We start from the raw sequence: 23,826 nt of genomic DNA, 5'->3' as shown, positions 1-23,826 counted from the left end.
TGCAAAAAGTACACTACATTAACAATCTCAACTGGGAACCTGTGGGGGATTTTTCAACTTCTATTCGGGCTTGAAAGGCTTCTTTTAAATGGGGCATATGTGTCACAGTTAAAATGCAAGCAAAATCGGAAGAAATGGCATTAATAGCCGCAATTAAACGGCTACATCCTTCGGCATCTTGAGTGCCAAAACCTTCATCAATAATCAGCATTTGTAGAGCGGTTCCCGCCCGTTGAGCGAGTAATTTGGCGAGGGCTAACCGAATGGCAAAGTTAATCCTAAACGCTTCCCCACCCGAATAGGTTTCATAGGGTCGAGTTCCTTGGGCATCTGCAATTAAAATATCTAAAGTATCGATTAATTTCGCCGTTTTCTTTTTAGAAGATTTGTTACTGCGTCCAGCTCGCTGGGTGATAAATTGAATATGTAATTGATTAGCAGATAATCGTGAGAGAATTTGATTGGTTTCTGCTTCTAACTGTGGTAATATATTCTCGATCATTAAGGCTTGAATGCCATTTTTTCCGAAGGCTTGTGCTAGTTCACTATAAACGCGATATTGACGACGAGCAGTTTCAAGCTGTTGTTTTTGTTCACGTTGTTGAGTGTTTAAACTCTCTAAATAGGCTTGCTGCTGCTTCAGACTGCCCAACTGACTTAAGGTTTGATCCATCTGTTGACGACGTTGCTGAATTTGTCGTTCTAACTGCTGAATTTGTTCGTTTAAATCAGGCGTTTCTTTGAGCTTTTGTTCGAGAATGTAAATTTTAGTTTCAACCGCTTTAATATCCTGAGCTTTACTGGTTTTTAACTGCTGAATTTGTTCTAAGCGTTGTTGAACTTGTGGATATTGTTGTTGGGCTGAATTTAACTTTTCTACCCGAGTTAACCATTGTTGGGCTTGACGTAACTGTGATCGCACTTGATTATGTTCTTCTAAATTATATCCAATTTCAGCAAGAGAACGATCTAAAGCTACAATTTTTTGGTGTAATTCTGAGTGATTTTCTTGTTGAGTTAACTGTTGTTCTAATGCGGCTTTATTGGCTTCTAACTCAGGTTTTTTAACTTGAATATTTGAGAGCTTACTTTCAGCACTCTGGAGTTGACTTTGCTTAATTTCCGCCCAGCGCCAACGCTTTTCTTCATTCCGAGCTAAAACATGACTTTGTTCATGATAATTAAGCTGCTTTAACTGTTGATCAACCTGTCGCAATTCCCGATACAATTCTGCCGCAAACTCACCTGTTTGTAGCAATTGCTCAATTTCTTTCGCCTCTAATTTCAGTTTTTGAAACCTTAACTGAGATTCTTCTATCCCCTCTAATTTTGCCTGAATTTGACCTCGTTGTTCTCGACATTCTTCATACTGCGCTAATTCCCGATCTAACTGACGATACTCATCTCTAAACCCTTGAATTTCTCGCTCGGCTAAGGCTAACTGTTCATTCACAACCCACATTTGATCGCGAATTTCTTGCTGCTGATTACGATGTTTTCCAACAACTAAATTCCAGCCATGTTCATCTAGAGGGCGATCACATAACGGACATAAAGGCATCGAAGAATCATCAGTTTTCTGCCCATTTGACGGAATTCCTAACAGGCTAACTTTATGATCCAATTCAGAGAGTTGCATTTCATAATCTCGTTGTCGCGCACATAACCGCTCCATTAAATTATGCCGTTCTAATCCTTTTTCTCGGACTCGTTGTTGATAAACTTTCTTTTTTTCTAACTCTTTAATTTGAGTATTAACTTGTTGTAAAGTTTGCTGTAATTCGGGATGAGTTTGTAAACTGTGTTGCACTTGACGAATGGACTTCGATAACTCCTCCAAACGCGCACTACAACTCGCCGAAGCCCGATCAATTTGGCTTTGTAATTGTTGGCGTTGTTGTAATATAGGCGTCACCTTAACCTGAAGTTCATCGAGTTGACTTAAATGGTTACGAGCAGCTTGTAATTCGAGTAAAGCAGCTTCTACTTCTGAACGTTGCTTTAAGACTTCTAACTGTTCATTTTCTTGCTGGACTAACCCCTCCGACTGTATATTTATATTTTGTATTTTTTGCTGCAATTGCTGCAAAATTTGCCGCTGTTGTTCCTGAAGTTGCTGACGGTTTTGTTGGGCTTCTTGATAGGCTTTAAACTTTGTAGACAAGCATTCTTCTGTTGCTTGTAGAGTTTGAAATTGAGTGTATCCAGCTTGAATTTCTGAGGCTTGTTTTAAGATAGCTTCGAGTTCTTGCTGTTGCTGTTGAGTCGTATTAAATTCTTGCTGAAGTCGTTGATAATCTTGAGAGATTGTTTGATATTGTTGTTGTTCACCTTGACGCAATTTTTCCCAGGTTTGACGATGGTGTTGACTGGCTTGTAGCTGTTGTAATTGCTCTCGTTCGGTGTTTTGTTGGGTGTTGAGTTGGTTGAGAGTGGTTTCGAGTTGAGTAATCTTTTGAGTAATTTCATTTTGCTGTTGAAGCTGTTGCTTTGTATTGTCTATTGTTTGTTGCAACAGTTCAATTTTTCCTTTATATTGTCGAGAGAAATCTTTAGCACGATCGGCTAAATTATCATATTCATTAAGTTTCAGTAAAGTGGCTAAAATTTCTTTGCGTTCCGTCGGACGTTTGAGCATGAATTCATCCGCTCGTCCTTGACGCAAATAAGCCGAATTAATAAAAGTATCATAATCGAGTTTAATCTGATCTAATATCTTCTGCTGCGTCGCTCGCATTCCCCGTTCACCGATAGGGCGAAACTCAATTTTTGCACCGTTTTGAATTTCATTATAGGGTTTAGTTGCAACCTGAAAATCTAAGCTTCCAGACTGACCTCGGCGACGGTTACGAATCACTCGATAGAGGTTTCCTTCACCAATAAAAGCAAAGTCAACTTGAGCTTCCATTTCTCCGAGATGAATGATATCATCTTCTGTGGCGGCGCGACTACTGCCCCAAATTGCCCAGGCGATCGCTTCGAGTAGCGAAGATTTTCCCGCCCCATTTGGGCCGCAAATGCAAGCGGTGTGCAGTCCGCTAAAATCCAGGCTAGCTTCTCGATAGCTGAGAAAGTTTTTGAGCGTCAGTTTATATGGAATCATAGAGTGATTTTAAGACTATTTTTCGCCTGTTGTCACGAGTTTAATCCAGATTTTATAATTCTTTACAGTTTGGTTCAAGATTTGGGGAGTCTGATCTTTGCAGTTCAATCAGGGCAGGATACGCTATATTTAGAGTTGATATCCGGATAAAAACACTAAAATTAGTGTTACTTGACTCACATAACTTCTTAGTTTTATTATAACCGATGACTTCATTAACTCAAAACTCCATCATTCTGGAAAAAGCAATAAAATATGTCTTAAAAAAATCGCCGGACAAGCCTAAGACTGAAGCTGTTGTAGAGGCACTTATTGAACAAGAAAAAACCGCTAGCAAACTGAAAGAACCGTCAAACTTTAGTCAATTTTTGGGAACTTGGCGGTTATGTTTTATTACCGGAACCCAAAAAACTCGCCGCAAAATCGGTACCGCTTTAGGCCCCGGACGTTATCTTCCCAACTGGGTGAAAATTTATCTCTCTTATTCTGATTCTTCGGCTTCTCCTCAAGTCAATTTAGAACAAGCTTTTGAAGCGGGAAATGTTGAAAATTCGGTGAAGTTGGGGGGATTGAAATTAACACTCAGCGGGCCTGTCAAATTTCAAGAAAAAAAGAATATTTTGGCGTTTGACTTCACCCGCATGAAAGTGATATTATTCGGAGTGAAGTTGTATGATGGCTATATTCGTGGCGGCGCAGAAAGCGAAGAAAAGTTTTATAGCGATCGCATAAACAAACAAGCATTTTTCGCCTATTTTTATATCCAAGAAAAAGCGATCGCCGCCAGAGGACGCGGAGGTGGACTGGCCCTCTGGGGTCGGGAGAGTTAATTTTATCTTCTTCTGTTGTTGCCGCTTTTTTCGGCCATCACGAAGGCATTACCGACACTGCCAATCAACATTCCGGCGCTGCCAACAATAAACAGCCAAACCCCAGCATCTTTGTGAGATTAAAACAAGAATAAAATACTGCCAATCACAAAACAAGTATTACCTAAAATACCAATGGCGGTATGAATCCACCTGTACTTATAAATAATTTGCTTGAGCGGTTTCACGGTCGGCTTTACCCATTCAACATCGGTGATTAAGTTGATCAAAATTTTGATCGAGTTGGGATTAAATTGTCATTAAGTTTGGGCGTTAATTCGAGCTAAAAAAATTTAATTAATTAAATATACCCGGTTCATTCATTAAGCCTCTAACTCAAGTCGTACCTCTTATTATGAGTCGATATCTTCCTTAGGAGGGATGAAAACAGAGGGGAAAAGTTTAATATTATTTAATAAGAAGGTGAAATCAAGCAGAGTAGCCAGCAGCAAAGAAATTGAAGGAATTTACATCTCTCCTATTATGACTGGCATAGCAACATTTGATAGAACATTAGAACAAACTCACACATGGGTTAACGATATTGCCAAAATATTGGAGTGTGAAAATAAAGAACAGATATTTCAAGGACTGCGAGTTACACTACATAAATTGCGCGATCGCTTAACCGTAGAAGAAGCGACTCATTTGGGCGCCCAATTCCCGGTATTGCTGACCGGATTTTACTACGAAGATTGGAAACCCGCAACCAACCCCGATCAAACCCGTTCTCAAGGAAAATTTTTAGATTCCATAGAACAACAATTACCCGCATGGGAATCAACAAATATTAGCATTGAAAACTTAGTTCGGGCGGTTTTCAACGTAATCTCAAGTCGGGTTTCAGCAGGCGAAGTTAAACAAGTCATTAACATGATGCCGACAGAAATCAAACAGCTTTGGCCGCAACCCATGCAAGCTGAAGCCGCTAACCGATAGTCATTAACAAACACTAAACTCATGGTAGATAAAACCGTCAAAAAAGTAAATTCTCAATATTCACCCCAAGGTGAAATGGATCAGAAATATTTAGTTTCTGGTCGCACAATGTCGATGCGGTTGTGGGAAAATGAACAGCCCCACGAAGGAAAACCCATCGTTGAACGGGACTATGAAACGGTCGGTTTTGTAATCAAAGGTAAAGCGGAATTGTACCTGGAAGGACAGAAAGTCATTCTGGAAAAAGGCGATTCTTGGGTCGTTCCCAAAGGCGCCCGCCATACCTATAAAATCATCGAACCGTTTACCGCAGTAGAAGCCACGAGTCCCCCGGCAGAAATGTACGGACGCGACCAAGTTTAAAGTCAATATAAAATTCAAAAAAGGAGGACTAAATTTATGAGTACCAGCGAACAATCAAGAGAAATAATGACTCAAGAACGTCATAATTCTCAGCAGCGTAAAGAATCAATGGCGAAACGGGCAGAACCCCAAGCTAATAACGCGGACGAACAAGCGGACATCACTCAAGAAAAAGCGCGAGAACTGGTGAACGAAGCCCATCTCCAAGAAGAAAAACGTCAAGAGTCCATGTCAGAACGCATGGAAGAAGCGATAGAAAAATCTCCCGTTTCCAACCCAGATAATCCTGATTAATTGGTGATGAATCAAACTTCCGAAAAATATCAGCCGGGAACCGTTGTTTCTATCCGAGGTAGCGTAATTGACGTGAAATTTTCCCCGCCCTTACCGGAACTTTATACCCGCTTAAATGCGGGTGAAAATGATCGGATTGTGATCGAAGTTGTTTCTCATATCGATAGCGAAACTGTGCGGGGAATTAGCCTGACTTCAAGTTCGGGACTCGCCCGAGGTTCAAAGGTAAAAAACACCCAAAAATCCCTACAAGTTCCCGTCGGTGAACGACTGTTGGGGCGGGGGTTTAATGTATTCGGTGAAACCATCGATCATCAAGACCCAATTGAAGGGGGAGAATGGCGATCAATTCACCAGCATCCGGTGCCTTTGGACGAGCGTTCAACCCGTTCGGAAATCCTGGAAACGGGAATCAAAGCTATCGACCTATTAACCCCCTTAGAAAGAGGGGGAAAAGCCGGACTTTTTGGCGGTGCGGGGGTGGGAAAAACCGTGCTAATTACTGAAATGATTAATAACATGGTTTCTCATCACGAAGGAATCAGTTTGTTTTGCGGAGTGGGCGAACGCAACCGCGAAGCTGAGGAACTTTATCGGGATATGAAAGAAGCCGAAGTTTTAGACAATACGGTGCTGGTTTTTGGACAGATGAACGAACCTCCCGGCGCCCGTTTTCGGGTTCCTCACGCGGCGTTAACAATGGCAGAATATTTTCGGGATGACGCCAAACAAGACGTGTTATTGTTGATGGATAATATTTTTAGATTTATTCAAGCCGGACAGGAAGTTTCGGGGTTGATGGGGCGTTTACCGTCTCGCGTTGGCTATCAACCGACTCTCGGAACCGAACTTTCACAATTGCAGGAACGCATCAGCAACACGGCGACGGGGGCGATCACTTCGGTACAGGCGGTTTATGTTCCGGCTGATGATTTTACCGATCCGGCTGCGGTTCATACGTTTGGGCATTTATCGGCGTCAATTGTACTGTCTAGAAAACGCGCCAGTCAGGGTTTATATCCGGCGATTGATCCCTTACAATCGAGTTCTAAAATGTTATCTCCAACGGTTGTTGGGGAACGGCATTATCAAGTGGCTCAAAACGTGCGACAAACCCTAGCAGGTTATGAGGATCTTAAAGATATTATTGCGATGTTGGGGATAGAATAACTTTCGCAATCTGACCGACAAACGGTGGCTCGGGCGAGGCGGTTAGAGCGGTTTTTAACTCAACCTTTTTTCACCACAGAACAGTTTACCGGGAAGAAGGGAAAATTGGTGAGTACAGAGGAAGTAATAGAAGGATGCGATCGCATTCTTAATGATGAATTTTCTGATTATTCCGAGCGTTCTCTTTATATGATTGGTAAGATTGATGAAGCTCAGAAAAATAAAAATAATAACAAGAATAAAAAGAAATAATCCTAGGGTTGATTAACTTTTGCCCACTCTAGATTATGTTAATAATTAATGGAATTGACAATTTTGTTGCCGACCAAGATTCTGTTAGAAGAAACTGTTGATAAAGTAACCGCATAATGATAGATAGATGTATCCTATTTAGAGCCATGAATATAAGTTTACTTCAAAAATATAATTGGGTGATTGCTGTTATTGTCTTAGCGTTAATGGCTGTCGGTATTTTGCTCTTACCTGAACCGTTTTCGGCGGGCCAATTTGTTCGGAATTATTTTGCGGCGGGTAATTTTGCTGCCGGAGTCTTTGCTGCTGGTCAATTTTCTGTCGGAATCTTTGCGGTGGGTATTTTTTCGGCGGGTATTTTTTCGTTCGGTCTGTTTTCGTTCGGTCTGTTTTCAACAGGCTTGTTTGCATTGGGTTTAATTTCCTATTCGGTTTATGCCTCTCGAAAACTATCCGAGAGCGAAAATCAACAGTAACTTACTTTAGATCCTATGAAAAAATAATGAGATTGACGATTTTATTACCGATAAAAATTTTGTTAGAAGAAACCGTTGATAAGGTAACCGCAGAAGCCGAAAATGGGTCATTTGTTTTGCTACCGAATCATATTGATTTTGTCACCGCAATTGTGCCGGGAATTTTATCTTTTGAATCTCAGAAAGGGGAAAGGTTTGTGGCGGTAGATCGGGGGATTTTGGTTAAATGTGGGGGTGAGGGTTTTGTTTCGCTTCGCCAAGCCATACTGGGAGAAAATTTAGACAGCTTACAACAAACTGTTAACGAAGAATATCGCCGTTTAGATGATAAAGAAAAACAAGCTCGTTCTGCGGAAGCCCAATTAGAAGCCGGATTTATTCGCGGATTTATTAAGTCAGGAGGAAGCCAGTGGTAAAGCGATCGCGTCGATTATAACCCAAAAAGAAGGCTGAAGCTTACAAAGCGTTTAAACAGCAATTTGATCAAAAATATAACCGCAGAATTAAAGCCAGAACCGAAGAAGAACGGGGCATTTGGTACAGTTTGGCAATGTTTGGGTTGGTGGGTTGGGCGATAGCGATTCCCACATTAATTGGAATTTTTATAGGGGTTTGGATTGATACGAATTGGCCGAGTCCCTATTCTTGGACGCTCATGTTGTTATTTTTGGGTGTGATTTTGGGTTGTTTTAATGCCTGGTATTGGGTACAGCGAGAAAGTCAACAGGATTGAATTATTAGCTAAACACTAACTCTAGAGGAGGAATTTAAACATGGGTAGACTAGACAATAAAACGGCATTAATTACGGGTGGAGGTTCGGGAATTGGTAGGGCAACATCGATGTTATTTGCTTTAGAAGGTGCGGATGTTATCCTGAGTGATATCGATGAAAATCAAGGTCAAGAAGTTGTTAATGAGATCCAGAAAAGTGGCGGAAAAGCTCAATTTGTTTCTCAAAATGTTGCCAAAGAGGAAGATTGGCAGCGAGTATTACAGGAGATTTATAATCATCAAAAATTGCCCAAGATACTAATTAATAATGCGGGTCTGTTGTTGTACAAAGAGCTAGAAAATACGACCATTGAAGATTGGTACAAGCTCATGGATGTCAACGCTTTGGGGGTGTTTTTGGGGATGAAACATTGCGCTCCGGCGATGGCAAAAGAAGGCGGAGGTTCGATTGTAAATCTATCTTCAACTGCGGGGTTAGTTGGGGTCGCCCGTCAAACGTTGTACGGAGCCAGTAAAGGCGCCGTTCGCACGATGACAAAAGATGCTGCTATCGAATTGGCACCCAAAAAAGTCAGAGTCAACTCAATTCATCCGAGTATTGTTGATACTCAAATGGCCGATTATGGAGCCGAAGAACGGCATAAATCTAAAGAATAAATCGGCAAATTGTATCCACTGGGGCGCATTGGAGAACCCCTAGATGTGGCTTATGCCGCTTTATTTTTGGCTTCGGATGAATCGAAGTTTATCACGGGTTCTGAACTGGTGATTGATGGCGGTTATACTGCCCAATAATTGAGTGTAAACTTTAGGTTAGAGGTCTAAGAAATAACGATGAATACTTGGGATATTATCTTAGCTGGACTGGGGGGGATTGTCTTAGGAACCTTCTATTTTACCAGTCTTTGGATTACCGTTCAACAACTCCCCACAACGCTTTGGCCCCTGCGTTTAACCATTGGCAGTTTGCTCGGTCGTATGGGGATTGTTTTACTGGGTTTCTATCTAATCATCGATGGAGAATGGCAACGGGCTTTAATTGGATTAGTCGGATTTTTAGTCGCCCGCACCCTGTTAATTCGTCGTTGGCAACCGAACAATAAAATCAAATTTGACCTCTAGAATTAAAATCTAGAATTGAAACTATGGAGATTAGTCCTGACAATATTATTATCTGGCAATGGGGATTTATTGTTCTGAATGCAACCATTTTATATACTTGGTTGGTGATGGCAATTTTGGTGTTGGGGTCTTGGTGGGTGACTCGTCATTTATCGGTTGAACCGCAGATGTCGCCCTGGCAAAATGGCTTAGAAATTATCGTCAATACCATTAACACCCAAATTCGCGGTGCTGCCCAACAAGACCCCAGTAAATTTTTACCCCTAGTTGGAACGCTATTTCTGTTTATTGCCTTGGCCAATATTCTGACGATTTTTCCCGTTTATGAATCCCCCGCCGGTTCATTATCAACCACTGCCGCGCTTGCTCTGTGGGTGTTTGTTGCGGTTCCTTGGTTTGGGATTAGAAATAGCGGTTTAAAAGGCTATTTAAAGCATTTTATTCAGCCTTCACCCTTTATGTTACCGTTCCAAATTATTAGCGAAATCTCGCGGACAATTTCTCTGGCGGTTCGCCTGTTTGGGAATGTGATGAGTACAAGTCTTTTGGTCGCAATATTGTTATCAATTGTACCGCTATTTTTTCCGGCAGTGATGCGAATTTTTGGGGTGTTAGTTGGCGTGATTCAAGCCTACGTGTTCGCGATTTTAACGCTCGTTTATATTGCCTCCGGAATGCAAGCTCAAAAACAAACTCAACAACATCAAGAAAATGGATAATCTCGGATTAGTAGGAATGGTTTCGATTTTTACCGCAGGTTTGTGCATCGGATTGGGTGCAATTGGGCCGGCAATTGGGGAAGGACTCGCCCTCGCAAATGCCATGAGAGCCTTGGCTCAACAACCCGATAAAACGAATACCATTACCCGCACATTATTTGTGGGAATGGCATTAATTGAATCCACAGCAATTTACTGTTTTGTTGTGTCGATGATTTTGATTTTTGCCAATCCTTTTTGGAACCATTTTCAACAAGGAGGGGCATAACTCGTGTTAATCAATTGGTTTACAGTTATTGCCCAACTGATTAACTTCATCATTTTAGTTTTCTTGCTGAAACGGTTTCTTTATCAGCCGATTCTGAACACGATGCACAAGCGTCAAAAACATATAGAATCCCAATGGCAAGAAGCCGAACAGGAGCGAGAAAAAGCTAAAAAAGAAGCGAGTTCCTATCGCCGTCAGCAACAACAATTAAACGAACGACGGAACGCATTGATGTCGGAAGCGAAGGAAAAAGCCGAACAGCATCGCCAAACTTTGGTAAAAAATGCTCGAGATGAAGTCGATCAAATTCAAGCCAAATGGCAGGCTTCTGTTCGACGAAAACAGCGATTATTTTTTGATCGCTTGCAAGAAAAAGTCAGTGAAAAAACCGTCGAAATCACCCGAAAAATATTATTCGATTTGGCTGAAATTTCTCTAGAACAGCAAGTTGTATCCCGGTTTATCGGCAACTTGCAAAACTTAGAGAATTCCGAACGAGAAACCATCGCTCAAGCTTTAGAACAGTCCCCCGAACCGATTTTAATTCGCAGTCGGTTTGAACTATCTGAAGAAACCCAAAACCAGATTTTTGATCTGTTACAACAGCAGATTTTTCCCGATCAATCTCTCACGCTAGAACCGGAAGATATTGAAGATCAAAATAGCGAAGATCAAAATGGTCAAGCCGAACCGACAGAAGCGGAAGAAGAGGAGGAAGAAAAAATTTTGGTTCAGTTTGAGCCATCTTCCGATCTCATCTGTGGAATTGAACTGTTAGCGGGAGGCTACGAACTGGCTTGGAGTTTTCATGATTATCTCCAGCAAATACAGCGGGATATTTCTGAAGTTATACAGGCGGAAATACGGCAAGCCAATCAACAAAAAACAGCCCGTTCTTCGGAAGAAAAACTTCAGCAACAGTTGATCGAATATTCTTGTGAAGTTGCCCGTCACGCTTTAAAAGATATTGTTGATGCTTCCTTAGAAGAACAGGCGATCGCCACTTTCCTCAAACGTTTACAATCTGTGAACTTTCCCCAGCAACAACAACTCGCTCAAACTTTACAGCAGTCCGATTCAGATTTGATGATTCGCAGTAGTTTTGAAATTCCTGACGCTCAAAAACAAGAAATTATCCAAACTCTAGAGCAAGTAATGTTGTTCAACGGAAATGAACAGGAAATCAAATTTAAGCGATCGCCCGATCTCATCTGCGGAATAGAATTACAACTCGCCGGGAATGAGATTGTTTGGAGTCTCGATCGCTACGTTCAAAACCTGGATGAACGCTTCTCCATGCTTCTCAAGGAAGAGGATCGCGCTCCCTCTTTCCGGGGTTAGAGTACAATTTACCAATTTAGATAGATGGATCTAAATCATTATTTTCCTAAGATAAAGCTAATTGGGTTATCACGTTTAACCCTAGAATTTAGTTTTAACAATGTAGACAGGAGGAATTCATTATTATGAATCTTAACAGTTTAAAATCGGAAAACAAGGAAACGAATTTAATTAAACGGATTGTGACTAACTGGAAAAAGAGCGGATCGGCAGTGGCAATGGTCTTAATATCCGGCGTTTTAGTTGCTTGCGATGGGTACGAAAATAACGCTGTAAATACCCCAGATGACAATCTGATCACAAACGACACTGAAGCCGTAGAAACCGTAACCTCCGTTGAGGAAGTCAAAGAAAACACCGAAGAATATATCGGCGAAACGGTTACAATTAGCGGTGAAGTCGAAAACGTCGTCAGTCTAAATTCCTTCGTATTGGAGGATGAAGAGAACTTATTTGACGAAGATGAGGTGCTGGTGATCTCAGTCGAGAATCAATTAGAACCGATTGTTGATGGCGAAAACGTGCAAGTTACCGGAGAGGTTCGTCGGTTTGAAATCACAGAATTGGAACGCGATTACGATCTAACTTGGGACTTAGATATTCAACGAGAACTGGAAGCAGAATATAAAGATAAAACGGTTGTCGTAGCCGACTTTACTCGCGTTCTGTAGTGAATTTTATTAACACTGATGACCCCAAATTCTGAATCGTTGCAATCCATTTTAGATGAAACTTTTTACTCGTTTGATCGGGTGTTGCAGGAGCATGAACCCCAGCTTAAAAGTCAGGAAGTTGGTATCGTACAATCGGTTTATAGCGGGATTGCAACGGTCTCCGGCTTGCCCCATGTAAAAGTAGATGAACTGATCAGTTTCCCCGGCGATTTGCTCGGAATTGCGTTTAATTTAGACGCGGACAAAGTGGGGGTAATTCTCCTCGATGATAGCGAACATATCGAAGCAGGAAATAAGGTGCATCGAACCGGACGGGTGATGGATGTACCCGTCGGGGAAGGCTTGCTCGGTCGGGTGGTTAATCCGGTGGGCATTCCCCTCGATAACGGGGAAGAAATAGATGCCGAAGAACGCCGTTCTATCGAACAGGAAGCCCCGGCAATTATGGATCGCGCCCCCGTAAAAGTTCCCCTACAAACGGGTTTAAAAGTAATAGATGCTTTGATTCCCATTGGTCGCGGTCAACGGGAATTAATTGTCGGCGATCGCCAAACCGGAAAAACGGCGATCGCAATTGATACGATTTTAAATCAAAAAGATCAAGATGTAATTTGTGTTTATTGTGCCATCGGTCAACGGGCTTCTGCTGTTGCAAAATCGATAGAAAGTTTGCGTTCAAAAGGCGCGATGGAATATACATTTGTTGTTGTTTCAGCCGGAGAAAATCCCCCCGGTTTAAAATATATTACCCCCTACGCCGCCACCACAATGGCAGAATATTTTATGAGACAGGGGAAAGATGTTTTGATCGTTTATGATGACCTGACGCGCCACGCTTGGGCTTATCGATAATTATCATTATTATTGCGCCGCCCGCCCGGCCGGGAAGCTTATCCGGGGGATATTTTTTATATTCATTCCCGAATGTTAGAACGTTCAACTCATTTACGCGAAGAATTGGGGGGCGGTTCGTTAACAGCATTGCCAATTGTTGAAACTCAGGCGCAAAATATTTCCGCTTATATTCCGACGAATTTAATTTCAATTACAGACGGACAAATTTATTTATCGCCGGAATTATTTCAAAAGACAGTTTTACCCGCAGTTGATGTGGGAAAATCCGTGTCACGGGTGGGCGGAAAAACCCAACTCCCCGCTTATAGTGATATTGGCGGAGATTTGCGTTTATCCTATTCTCAATTTGAAGAAGTCGAAGTTTTTGCCCGTTTTGGGACTCAGTTGGATGAAGACACCCAACAAACCTTAGAACGGGGTCGGCGCGTGCGTCAAGTTCTCAAACAACCCGAGGCGCAACCGATGCCAGTTTCTCAACAAATTGCTGTATTATTTGCGGTTAATGAGGGTATTTTTGATGATATTTCCTTAGAACAAATGGATGCAGCCCAACAAGAAGTATGTCAAACGGTAATGGAACAATGTTCGGATATTTGCGATCGCATTGAAGCCGGAGAATCCCTAGAAGATCAAGACTGGGATAAGTTGCGTCAAGTCTGTGAAAAAGCGGTGGATTCTTTCAAACCCGAGGAGGAAAATCAAGGGGAAAATCAACAGGAAAATCAAGGGGAAAATCGGGAGGAAAAACGTGGCGGCGACACCGGAAGCTCTGAAAGCTAAAATTGGCAGTACCGAAGATTTACAGTCGGTTGTTAAAACAATGAAAGCGTTGGCTGCGGTGAGTATTCGACAATATGAACAGGCAGTTAAATCGCTTTATCAATATAATCGCACCGTAGAAATGGGGTTGCAAATTGTTCTCAAACAGCAATATTTTAACGGCGATTCTTTTGCTCCCCTCTCCCAAACGTTAACCCAATCCGCCCCAACAAATCGGGTGGGAGTTTTAATTTTTGGTTCCGATCAGGGGTTGTGCGGACAGTTCAACGAACAGATTGCTACCCATGCAATGGAACAGTTGGAAGACTTAGAAATTCCCGCAGAAAATCAACATATTGCCGCAATTGGGGCGCGAGTGGTTCCGGTTTTAGAAGCGAATAAAAAATCAATTGAAACCCTATTTTATGTCCCGAGTTCGGCAACCGGAATTACCGCAGTTGTACAGGATATTTTGCTGACTTTGGAGCAGTGGCGATTTGAAAAACAGGTGCATCGGGTGATATTATTTTATAATCAATCCACTTCCGGCGCTTCTTATGAATCCCGTCAATATAATCTTTTGCCTTTGGATGCGGAATGGTTAAAAGAGTTGGAAAATAGAGAGTGGCAAACCTCGATGATGCCGATATTTACGATGAACTGGGAAGCGTTATTTTCGGCTTTAATTCGCCAATATTTATTTGTATCTTTATTTCGAGCCTTAGCAGAATCTCTCGCCAGTGAAAATGCCAGTCGTTTGTCTTCCATGCAAGCAGCAGAAAAAAATATTCGCGAACGCTTATCGGATTTAACCGCTCAATATCGTCGTGAACGTCAAAGTTCAATTACCGGAGAATTACTCGATATTGCATCGGGATTTGAAGCCTTAACTTCGGGAGAATAAAATACTCGATTGATAACTTTCAAGGCTCAGAAATACTACACACTTGATTACGTCCTTTCGCTTTCGCTTGATACAAAGCATTATCGGCTCGTATCCACATTTTATCAAGTTTATCGTCATTAATATTATAAGTTGTGACTCCCAAACTAATTGTAATTTTAATTTTAAGATTAGAGGAAGAATTAGGGTCATTAATAGGAATATAAAAATCAGCGATTGCTTGACGGAGACGTTCTGCTATTTTCAGAGCTATTTTTAAATCAGCCATAGGTAAAATAATTGCAAATTCTTCTCCCCCAAATCGCCCACAACGATCCCTCTCTCGAAGTAAGCTTTGTACCTTTTGAGTGATTATTTTCAGAACTTGATCGCCGACTATATGTCCGTAAGTATCATTGATTTTTTTAAAGTGATCAATGTCAAGCATAATAATAGAAAAAAAACTGTTATAATTAACAGCCTTCTGATACTCTATCTCTGAAATCGACATTAGATAACGACGGTTAAAAATTTCAGTTAAGGGATCAGTAATAGCTAGCTTTTCAAAAGCGGCTGATTTTTTTTTGAGTTCATCTTTAGTATATTTTAGTTCCAGGTGGACTCGCACACGAGCTAAGAGTTCTGGAGCATAAAAAGGTTTGGTAAGATAATCTACAGCACCTTGTTTAAAGGCTTCTATTAGATGTTCTTTTTCTTCACTTGCTGTCAGAAATATAACAGGAATTTCACATAATTTTTTATCATCTTTTAACTTTTGACAAACTTCTAAGCCGTTCATCTTCGGCATCATCAAGTCCAGCAAAATTAAATCGGGTTCAGCAACTTTGGCTCGTTCTAGAGCTTGTTGTCCGTTGGTCGCAAATGTGACTTCATAGCTCACTTGCTCTAACATATCACCAAGCACTTGTAGATTTCGAGTGATATCATCAACCACTAATATGAGAAAATTCTGGGGATTAAAACTCATTCTTCTTACTATCAAGTTGTTTTAAAATTATAGAAAAATGTTCTATAGTTTCAGGAACTTTATTCCACTCAAAAGCCTCTAGTTGAGCAGATAAATCTTGTGCATAATCTAGTAATATCTGACATTGATGATCCATTCCATAGGTTTGTAAACGTTTAGCAAATTCTTTGACTTCACGCTTTTTTAGGGTGATTCGCAACTGTTCCCAAACGATTTCTTCTTGATTCAACGTCTCAAGCAATTGAGGAAGTTGTTGTATGTGTTCAGTTTTATTAACTTGAGAGATGGGAGGCTCAGAAGTAATAGTTGATTCGCACTTAGTAGAGGGCAGAACAGTTTTTAAAGCACTAACCAGTTGAGCGCGATTAGTCGGTTTGTGAAGCACACCTTGACACAATAATTGTACATCAAGATAGTCTTTTCTGAGAACAGAAGCCGTAACAATAAATATAGGAATATTTTGAGTTTTCTCATTTTCTTTGAGGGCATTAAATACACCTCGCCCATCAATATTTGGCATTCGCCAGTCTAGCAAAATTACATCCGGTTGTTCAGCTTGAGCAAGTTGAATTGCACTTTCACCATCCTGTGCCAACAGCAAACGATGTTGAGTTCCCTCAAAATAACCTTGAATCAGTTGTAAATTTGAGTATACATCATCTACAGCTAATATTGTGGAATTGTAAAATTGGCTTAAGTCTTCATCAACTAATGAAACAGTTTCAGGTTCTAGGGATGTATCACTAACCTCGATTTCTGGAAAGATAAAAATAAAGCTACTCCCATAACCAAGTTCGCTTTGCAGTACCAGCGTTCCCCCTAATAAAGTCGTCAGGCGACGAGTAATTGTTAATCCTAATCCCGTTCCTCCGTATTTGCGTGTACTTTGACCTTCACTTTGAACAAAGGCTTCAAAAATATCATCTTGTTGGTCTTGAGCAATACCAATTCCTGTATCTGTTATTGTAATTTCTAGCCAGACTTTTTTGATTTCTTCTTGAGTATAAACTTGAGCGCGAATCGAAATTTGAATCAATCCTTGCTCAGTAAACTTAATTGCATTTCCTAAAACATTAAAGAGAATTTGCCGCAAACGTATTCCATCAAAATAAATACCTTGTGGAACAGCATCATCAATTTGACTAATCAGAGATAATCCCTTTTCTTTAGCTCGATGGGTAAAAATTTGTTGAACTTCAGCAATTAACTGTCGCAAATTTAAAGGTTCATATTGGAGTTGTAATTTTCCGGCTTCGATTTTAGAAAGGTCAAGAATATCATTAATTAAATCCAGTAATGACTTTCCACTCGCTGCAATTAACTCTAGATAAGAACGCTGACGCGGCTCAGTTACTAATCCTTGAAGCAAGTCACAAAAGCCTAAAATAGCGTTCATAGGAGTGCGAATTTCATGGCTCATATTTGCTAAAAACTCACTTTTAGCTTGATTGGCAATTTCTGCCCGTTGAGCGACTTTTTCAAGAGCTAGCTGAGAAGACTGTAAAGCAGTAAGCATGAGTATATTTCTGAGTTCTAAAGCTGCATCAAGCTCTATTTTTTTCCAGGGAAGTGAACAGCCTTGCGTTGTCTCTTTCCATACTTCAAAGGAGCGACGTGGAGACAGGTGCATTGTCCCATCTTCAGCTAAAGTTACAGGTTTATTGGGATTTCCTGCCCAAGTTACAGTTTGAGTTCTTTCAGGTCTTAACCAAACAATTTGATAAGAAGTATTCATCGAAAAAATAGAGATCACTAAAATCCCACTCGCATTTTTTTTGTAAGGATAAAAGTCAGGGTAATATTCACTGATATTATTGGTTTGAAAGAGTTCGACTTGATGATTTTTTTTTAACCACTCTAATAATTTTTTGACTGCATTCGTGGGAGGCGTATTCCCAAAAACAATCAATTCATCCTCAAGAGCAATCAAAATTCCACTTGCATTCACTAAAGAGAGTAAACGATTTCCATCATTTTGAAGAAATTTGTTAATATTTGGAGGTATTGTTGACAAATTCTTTTTAAATTCTTTTTGCAATTCATTCACTTTTTGTTGATATTTTTCTAACTCTTTATAATGCTTTTTAAAAAGTTCAATTGACATGAATTGTCCCAAAAACTCACAAGCTTTTCGAGTTTCATAATTTACATATTTAGCTTCATAATGATGACAAACAATCATTCCCCATAATTGATCATCTTGAATTAAAGAAATACATAATGAAGCCGAAACACCCATATTTTGCAGATATTCTACATGGATAGGAGAAACACTCCTCAGTATCGAATTACTTAAATCTAAAGGTTGATTATTTAAGGGATTGAGAACTGGAACAATATCTACAGGTTTATAGTTGATATCCATAATCAGACGTAACCAATTTTGACAATATAACTTTCTCGCCTGTACAGGAATATCAGAAGTCGGATAATGTAAACCTAAATAGGATTCTAATTCTTCTTTTTTGGCTTCCGCAATCACGACCCCACTGCCGTCTTCTTCAAACTGGTAAATCATCACCCGATCATAACCGGTAATTTTTTTAACTTCCCAAACTAGCTGCTTGGTAGACTCTTGGAAATCGTTAACATGAACAATACTTTTTAGAGAAGCTTTGAGTAAATGATAAAAGCTGAGAGGATAACTAATTTTAGAATCAGATTTAACTTCTAACTCCAAACATAAAACATTATCGGTTCTATGAATAACGCCTTCAAATTGAGGATAACAAGAAGGATGTTTGAGTCTGACTTCAAAAGGATTAAAATAATCAAAGTCAAGATTTTTGGAAACCGCTTGTTTGATAAACTGAATATCCGCATCCACAAAAATATCATTTAACTTTTTTCCGAGTAGTGATTGAGCCTCAATCCCTAAAAAGTCGATAGTATTTTGACTGGCTTGTAAAATCGTTAGGTCAATTTCTTGGAACGTGAGGAGAACTCCATGAGGTTGAATCTGACCCGGAATATGGATAGGTTCGCGATCGCAGTTTGTTAAATCAATGGGTTCTGAATAAACAAAGTTGATATCCTGCATTATATTAAAGTTAAAGCTTAAGATTTGTATATTTTATGATAATTTTTAATTATAGCGCTTCGCGAATGTTACTGAAGCGATTTGCTTGTTTTGAGGAGAAGATTAAACCTGTCTAGATCAAAGATTAATCCACGGGTAAATTTGATGAGTTTCTCGGATTAATTAGGGAACCATCTAATGAATTCTCCGGACAATGAACACTCGGTTCTATAGAAATAATATCAGTGATATTTCGTTGCATAGTTTGACAAATGGCATCCAATTGTAGATCATTAGGATCATAGCCAAAGGGATTTTCAATCTCTCGACCTATTTCTTCGATACCAAATAATGTAAAGCTAATAATTCCCACCACAATGCCTGTATACCAGAGTAGATCGTCGGTTAATTGTAGAGGCAAAACCAAACAATAGATTAAGAGAATTTGCTTCAAATGGATATTGTAAGCCAGTGGGATCGGTGTTTTGATAATCCGTTCACAAGCACCTAATACATCAACCATGGTATCGAGTAGTTTAAACATGGCGGTTAACTGATAGGTGTTGAGACAGTTCCGATTATATTGACGTTGAAGATAATCTCCGATCCATAGGGCAATTTCTAGAGGCGGATGATTCATCTGTTTCAACATAGAATACTGTTCAGATGAGAGTAGATCTTCTATTTCTTGATTAATTTTTTCACCTCGTAGATGAAGTTTCATGGCAATTGCAAAGGCAATTAATAATTTTAAAGTGGCAATTTTTTCGGTAGTATCGTTGGGGTTATTTTCCTCAATTGTGACCCAAATTTGACGGGAAAAGTTGCGGACGGTATTGACTAAAGTTCCCCACAATTTTCGACCTTCCCAAAAGCGATCATAGGCTGTATTCGTCCGAAAGACAAGCAACAGCCCCAATACTAAATCAGGAACCAACAAGTTATCTAAAATTCTGGTCGGTAAGGAAAATCCCAAGTTATAGAGAATCGATAAGGCGACTCCAAAGAGAGTACAAAAAATCACCCGAGGCAAAATGGCGGGAATAAAAGAACCACTGACTCGAAAAGCAAGTTGAAACCAGTTTTTATTGTCATCAATCATAAGGGGAATTTAAAGCGAAATTGATGACGGAGAAAACCGAAACTTGACACTCATAATCTCTGTACGTCGATGTCAGGAGAAGATCGCCTTTTGAACTTGGAGTCGAACGAAATTAGGCTAATGTTGCCGTCTCCGGGACTGAAGAAACTTGAGCATTTGACTTCAGGTTCAATTCTCTGACCCGTCGCGAGAGCATTCGGATAATATTAATCGCAATACCGGGAGTTTCATCAATGGCATCATAAAGCTGCATTTGAGTCAACATCAAACAGTCGCAGGATTCTAGGGTACTGACAGAAGCCGAACGAGGTTCTGCATCAAACAGTGACATCTCCCCAAAACAAGCTCCTTTTCCCATTTTAGTGAGTTCGTGATCCCCAATGTGAACTCTCACTCGCCCAGAAACCACAATATAAAGTGATCGTCCTTCTTGTCCTTCAGTAAATATATTGTGATTGGGGGGAAAGGAAAGTTCATCCATCACAGAAGCCAAACGCACTAAAAAATCGTCCCGTAGCTCCTGAAAAATTGGGACTCCCCTAACAAACAATAAGCGTTCAACGCTGGTTAACATAATTTTAGAGTATCAATTGCAAATCAAAAGCCATTCACTATCAATAGCTTTAGGGTTCTAAGAAGAACGAATGCTAGCGCCATTAACTCCGAGTTCATTCATCATTTGCGCGACCTGAGCCGCAACTAAAGGATCATGATCATTTTGTAGCATTGGCAATAATTCTACCAAAGCCCGTCGAGAGGCAATTCTCAAATAAGCTAAAACGGCTTCTCGGACAAAACCAGTAGGATGACGCAGACACATTAGGGTTTGTTCGGCGGTCAGACTCCAGTGAGCCGAACGCGCTAAATGAAAGCAGCAAGCAAGCGTCCAATCTGAGAGGAAGTGACGTAATTCTAACAAACGACGCAGACGAGCGCTAGGCTTCAGGGGTCGATAGGGAATTAAGGGAGCCAGATATTCCAACTTTTCGAGTTCTGAATGCCGATCCAAAATATTAATCAGCGATCGCTTACTGGCAATATCGACGGTATTATCTAAAATTTCCAAACCCCGTGCAACATTTCCCACTTGATCGGAGCGAATATTAAACGCTGCTGCCTGAATTGATCCCAATGGATAGAGAAACTTCATCAGCAAGAATACTCGCTCGATCGCATCAAACTCTAATCCTCGTAGAGCGCGTCCGAGTAGCTGTTGAGGAGATTGAGATTGAGATTCACTCAAATCACCGCTAATACTTTCCCCATTAATCGTTGCAGTCGGAAGCAAAGATAAATCAATCAGGGCGGCATAAATCTGACCCATAAACATTAATTCTTGTTCAATTAATGTCTCGACCCCACTGCGGCCAATTCGATCTAAAACCCCTTCAATCCCGGCATCATCAGGAATTTTCAGCAGGATTCGCATAATATTGCGACGAGTAGTTCCCCAAGCGCCCATGAGATGATTAACGAGGGTATCAATGGCCTCTATCGTGCCAATATCTCCGATCGCATTCCAGGCTTGCAAGCGAACTAAATCACTTTTATGAATATCTTCAGCAACAGCAATTAATAACGGAATTGCTTCGTTATCGAGTCGAACCAGGGCTTGTCGGGCGGCTTCTCGGGTCGAACGGTAGGCAAGTGCTTTGACTAGAGAGGGGTAATATTCTTCCATGTGAGTTGAAGCGATCACATCGAGGAGAGCGCAACGCACCCGCAAAGATTCATCCTGCAACAAATCATCTAGATAGAGACGTAACCCTTGTAAGTAGTCCGCTTCTCCCAAGGCTCGCGCTCCCATGACTCGTTCTCGTTCTTGGCGATCGGTAATCATCCGACGAATCGTATTGGTGGCTACCGCTTTTTGTTCGCGATCGCCTCGTCGCATAATCAGAGCAGCAGCGGTTCCCCGCACCACCGGATCAACTTGGGGTTGTAGGTAGGGTCGGAGTTGTTCAATGTCGGGTTCGGTTTCGGTGAGCCAGATATAACGCAAGGCTAAAGCGAGGACTTCTGGGGGGAGGGCGCGACGAGATAAAGCCCGGATTTCACCTAAATAGCTCGGATTTGGGTGGTTGAGCATGATTTCCAGACTTTGACGCTGGAGGGTGGGCGAGAGGTCTTCTAGCAGGGGAACGAGGGTTTCACCGACATTTTTGGGATCGAGTTGACTGAGGAGTTCGATACAGGAGCGCTTATCGGCATCGGGTTTAGGTTGAGAGAGGGTTTCGGCAACCGATCGCTTTAAGGCTCGCATATTGACGTCTGTTACCCCTAAACGTCCCCGTTCGGCACTCCGGACGAGCAGACTAACGTATTGGGTGCGAATCGCTAAAACGACTAATAACCAAACTAAGGATAGACCAATAATAAAGGTGACAAAGACTAGACTTTGTTGACTCTCAAATTGGCTGGCAGGTTCGTCGGGGAGTAACCAGTGACTCAGGGCCAAGATGAATAAAATCAGGAAGCCGGAGACTCCGGTAGACATGGGTTCAAAGACGCCATTGACCAGAGTTTGAATGTCACTGCGAGTATTGTCGGGTAGAGGTTGAAAGAGGACGGCGCCAGTGGTTTCGATTAAGGTGTAGTGGAACAGTTCGTCTAAAAATCGCAGGATCACAAAGCCTAGAAAGACGGTAAATAGGCCTGTGATGCCGCCAATCAGGGAGAAGGTTCCCAATGCCACAATGCCAGCCGGGAGGATGCTAGCGGTGGCAAATACTCCGGTTCGTTCAACGAGGCGACTGGAAGCGAACCATTGGGTGGCAACCTGAAAGGTGCTAAGGATGCCTTCAAAGATCCCCAGGAAGCTGACAATACTATTGGCTCCTGCGGCCTGATTTTGGTATTCTAGCTGGCTGAAAAATTGGAAGTCTACAAGAACGTACAACACCTCTGCCATGACAAAAAAGGCGATCAGGGGGATGACGTAGCCTTGAAGTGGGCCTTTGAGGTTGCGGCTGCTAAATTCAGGCTGTTCGTCTTCTGGTGTCCAGCGTGAGGAGTCGGGAAAGGATTGTTGATGGCGTTGAGCCAGGTAAAAGAGGATACTTGCACCGACGAGAACCATGACCCCAGAAACAATGGTCACGTTTTTCAAGCCGACTATTTTCAAGACGAGGGGTAGAGAAAAACCACTGACAACTCCAGCGACTAAAAATCCACTACTGACGAGGGGATAAGTGCGCTTGATTTCACGAATATTAAAGAGTTGGTTGGCGGTAATGGAGGTATTGAGATCGTTGAGTAAGTAACAGGCTTCTACCCACAGCCACATTAAAAATAGGGTAATAAACTCAATACTCAGGCCAGCAATGGCAAATCCTTTTAAACCCAGTCCGACTCGAAATAAAAACAGGGGAACGGCCATCAGCAGTAAAATGACGACGATCACCTGACGTAGAGGCAGAATTTTTTGCAGCCAGGAATACACGACGCCCAAACTCGAACCAATCGCGGCGCTGGCAATATAAATCCAAGGTAAGTTTTCGGCTCCGTATTGATCGAGGAACAGACCGACTGTACTGAGTTCTAGCCAAATTAAACCGATTGATGTCATGGTATAGACCAAGAACATCAACAATGTTCGATCCACTTCTTCTGGACGTAGGTTTAGACCCCGCAGCAGCCCTTGACCCAAAACCGTAGAGCCACTGATTTGCTTTTCCATTCAGTGTTGAGACCCCTTGACGTAGATGTTTTTATACCCTTTATCTAAATTCTAATTGTTGTGACACCAAGTTTAGAGAGGGGAATCGGCGGCTGAGACTGATCAGATCCGATATAATTTTTTCGGTTGAGCCTATCCCCTTTGTCAGTTTTTACCAAAGCTTTCAGCAGTCACCATCGGGATAATTCATCAATCACCCGTACCCATTTTGTTTAGG

The 23,826-nt window shown here is 41.3% G+C and carries 19 protein-coding genes and 5 pseudogenes; 17 read left to right on the top strand and 7 right to left on the bottom strand.

Annotated features, from left to right (window positions below; translation table 11 throughout):
• Positions 1-13: 13 nt before the first annotated feature.
• Positions 14-3,103 (bottom strand): exonuclease subunit SbcC, encoded by a 3,090-nt coding sequence (gene sbcC / locus M595_RS01705; protein WP_023064237.1) that lies wholly within the window; start codon positions 3,101-3,103, stop codon positions 14-16.
• A gap of 206 nt (positions 3,104-3,309) precedes the next feature.
• On the opposite strand from sbcC, the gene M595_RS01700 reads away from it, so the two are divergent.
• The gene (locus tag M595_RS01700) at positions 3,310-3,933 is read left to right on the top strand and encodes a hypothetical protein (RefSeq protein WP_023064238.1); all 624 of its coding nucleotides are present in this window, start codon (positions 3,310-3,312) and stop codon (positions 3,931-3,933) included.
• Between the two features lie 2 nt (positions 3,934-3,935).
• On the opposite strand, the pseudogene M595_RS32960 reads toward M595_RS01700, so the two are convergent.
• Positions 3,936-4,160, bottom strand: a pseudogene (locus M595_RS32960) (YrhK family protein).
• Between the two features lie 235 nt (positions 4,161-4,395).
• Between M595_RS32960 and M595_RS01695 the strand changes: the two are divergent.
• The 16 genes and pseudogenes from M595_RS01695 to M595_RS01625 all read left to right on the top strand — a co-directional run bounded on the left by M595_RS01695 (position 4,396) and on the right by M595_RS01625 (position 14,842).
• Positions 4,396-4,911 carry a DUF2267 domain-containing protein gene (locus tag M595_RS01695; RefSeq protein WP_203418988.1) on the top strand — a complete coding sequence of 172 codons (516 nt, stop codon included), beginning with the start codon at positions 4,396-4,398 and terminating at the stop codon, positions 4,909-4,911.
• A gap of 21 nt (positions 4,912-4,932) precedes the next feature.
• The gene (locus tag M595_RS01690) at positions 4,933-5,274 is read left to right on the top strand and encodes a cupin domain-containing protein (RefSeq protein WP_023064142.1); all 342 of its coding nucleotides are present in this window, start codon (positions 4,933-4,935) and stop codon (positions 5,272-5,274) included.
• Positions 5,275-5,310: 36 nt separating this feature from the next.
• On the top strand, positions 5,311-5,568 hold the full coding sequence (locus tag M595_RS01685; protein WP_023064222.1) for a hypothetical protein: 258 nt from the start codon (positions 5,311-5,313) through the stop codon (positions 5,566-5,568).
• A 6-nt stretch (positions 5,569-5,574) separates the two neighbouring features.
• Positions 5,575-6,990: pseudogene (atpD, locus tag M595_RS01680) on the top strand (F0F1 ATP synthase subunit beta).
• A 146-nt stretch (positions 6,991-7,136) separates the two neighbouring features.
• Positions 7,137-7,466, top strand: coding sequence for a hypothetical protein (locus M595_RS01675; protein WP_023064220.1), 330 nt, complete (start codon positions 7,137-7,139; stop codon positions 7,464-7,466).
• Between the two features lie 26 nt (positions 7,467-7,492).
• Positions 7,493-7,882 (top strand): F0F1 ATP synthase subunit epsilon, encoded by a 390-nt coding sequence (locus M595_RS01670; RefSeq protein WP_023064251.1) that lies wholly within the window; start codon positions 7,493-7,495, stop codon positions 7,880-7,882.
• 35 nt (positions 7,883-7,917) lie between these two features.
• A pseudogene (locus M595_RS01665) lies at positions 7,918-8,199 on the top strand (AtpZ/AtpI family protein); the annotation flags it as partial.
• Positions 8,200-8,239: 40 nt separating this feature from the next.
• Positions 8,240-8,995, top strand: a pseudogene (locus tag M595_RS01660) (SDR family NAD(P)-dependent oxidoreductase).
• A 39-nt stretch (positions 8,996-9,034) separates the two neighbouring features.
• A complete protein-coding gene (locus M595_RS01655) occupies positions 9,035-9,322 on the top strand; it encodes an ATP synthase subunit I (RefSeq protein ID WP_023064070.1) in 288 nt (95 codons plus the stop codon).
• A gap of 23 nt (positions 9,323-9,345) precedes the next feature.
• The gene (locus M595_RS01650) at positions 9,346-10,041 is read left to right on the top strand and encodes a F0F1 ATP synthase subunit A (protein ID WP_023064094.1); all 696 of its coding nucleotides are present in this window, start codon (positions 9,346-9,348) and stop codon (positions 10,039-10,041) included.
• Entirely contained in the window at positions 10,034-10,309 is a 276-nt protein-coding gene (locus tag M595_RS01645) for a F0F1 ATP synthase subunit C (RefSeq protein ID WP_023064188.1), read from the top strand. The genes M595_RS01650 and M595_RS01645 overlap by 8 nt, the downstream gene beginning before the upstream one ends.
• Positions 10,310-10,312: 3 nt before the next feature.
• Positions 10,313-11,650, top strand: a complete 1,338-nt coding sequence (gene atpF, locus M595_RS01640; RefSeq protein WP_023064168.1) for a F0F1 ATP synthase subunit B — start codon at positions 10,313-10,315, stop codon at positions 11,648-11,650.
• Between the two features lie 125 nt (positions 11,651-11,775).
• On the top strand, positions 11,776-12,321 hold the full coding sequence (locus M595_RS01635; RefSeq protein ID WP_023064162.1) for a hypothetical protein: 546 nt from the start codon (positions 11,776-11,778) through the stop codon (positions 12,319-12,321).
• A gap of 18 nt (positions 12,322-12,339) precedes the next feature.
• Positions 12,340-13,440: pseudogene (locus tag M595_RS01630) on the top strand (F0F1 ATP synthase subunit alpha); the annotation flags it as partial.
• On the top strand, positions 13,435-13,959 hold the full coding sequence (locus tag M595_RS32635) for a F0F1 ATP synthase subunit alpha (RefSeq protein WP_275044455.1): 525 nt from the start codon (positions 13,435-13,437) through the stop codon (positions 13,957-13,959). The pseudogene M595_RS01630 and the gene M595_RS32635, both read left to right, overlap by 6 nt.
• Entirely contained in the window at positions 13,928-14,842 is a 915-nt protein-coding gene (locus M595_RS01625; RefSeq protein ID WP_023064075.1) for a F0F1 ATP synthase subunit gamma, read from the top strand. Before M595_RS32635 ends, M595_RS01625 begins: the two co-directional genes overlap by 32 nt.
• 19 nt (positions 14,843-14,861) lie before the next feature.
• Here M595_RS01625 and M595_RS01620 read toward each other — a convergent pair whose 3' ends face one another.
• The 5 genes from M595_RS01620 to M595_RS01600 all read right to left on the bottom strand — a co-directional run bounded on the left by M595_RS01620 (position 14,862) and on the right by M595_RS01600 (position 23,609).
• Complete coding sequence (locus tag M595_RS01620) at positions 14,862-15,809, bottom strand: diguanylate cyclase (protein ID WP_023064250.1); 948 nt, start codon at positions 15,807-15,809, stop codon at positions 14,862-14,864.
• Positions 15,799-18,849, bottom strand: a complete 3,051-nt coding sequence (locus tag M595_RS01615) for an ATP-binding protein (protein ID WP_023064194.1) — start codon at positions 18,847-18,849, stop codon at positions 15,799-15,801. The genes M595_RS01620 and M595_RS01615 overlap by 11 nt, the downstream gene beginning before the upstream one ends.
• Positions 18,850-18,973: 124 nt before the next feature.
• On the bottom strand, positions 18,974-19,930 hold the full coding sequence (locus M595_RS01610; RefSeq protein ID WP_023064158.1) for a bestrophin family protein: 957 nt from the start codon (positions 19,928-19,930) through the stop codon (positions 18,974-18,976).
• Positions 19,931-20,042: 112 nt separating this feature from the next.
• Positions 20,043-20,504 carry a Crp/Fnr family transcriptional regulator gene (locus M595_RS01605; protein ID WP_023064221.1) on the bottom strand — a complete coding sequence of 154 codons (462 nt, stop codon included), beginning with the start codon at positions 20,502-20,504 and terminating at the stop codon, positions 20,043-20,045.
• 57 nt (positions 20,505-20,561) lie between these two features.
• Positions 20,562-23,609, bottom strand: a complete 3,048-nt coding sequence (locus M595_RS01600) for a HEAT repeats family protein (RefSeq protein WP_023064205.1) — start codon at positions 23,607-23,609, stop codon at positions 20,562-20,564.
• Between the last annotated feature and the right edge of the window lie 217 nt (positions 23,610-23,826).

It is taken from the genome of Lyngbya aestuarii BL J (assembly GCF_000478195.2).
GTDB classification, from domain to species: Bacteria; Cyanobacteriota; Cyanobacteriia; order Cyanobacteriales; family Microcoleaceae; genus Capilliphycus; species Capilliphycus aestuarii.
The sequence above is the reverse complement of the archived record's forward strand: the minus strand, read 5'-3'. Positions and strand labels throughout refer to the sequence as shown.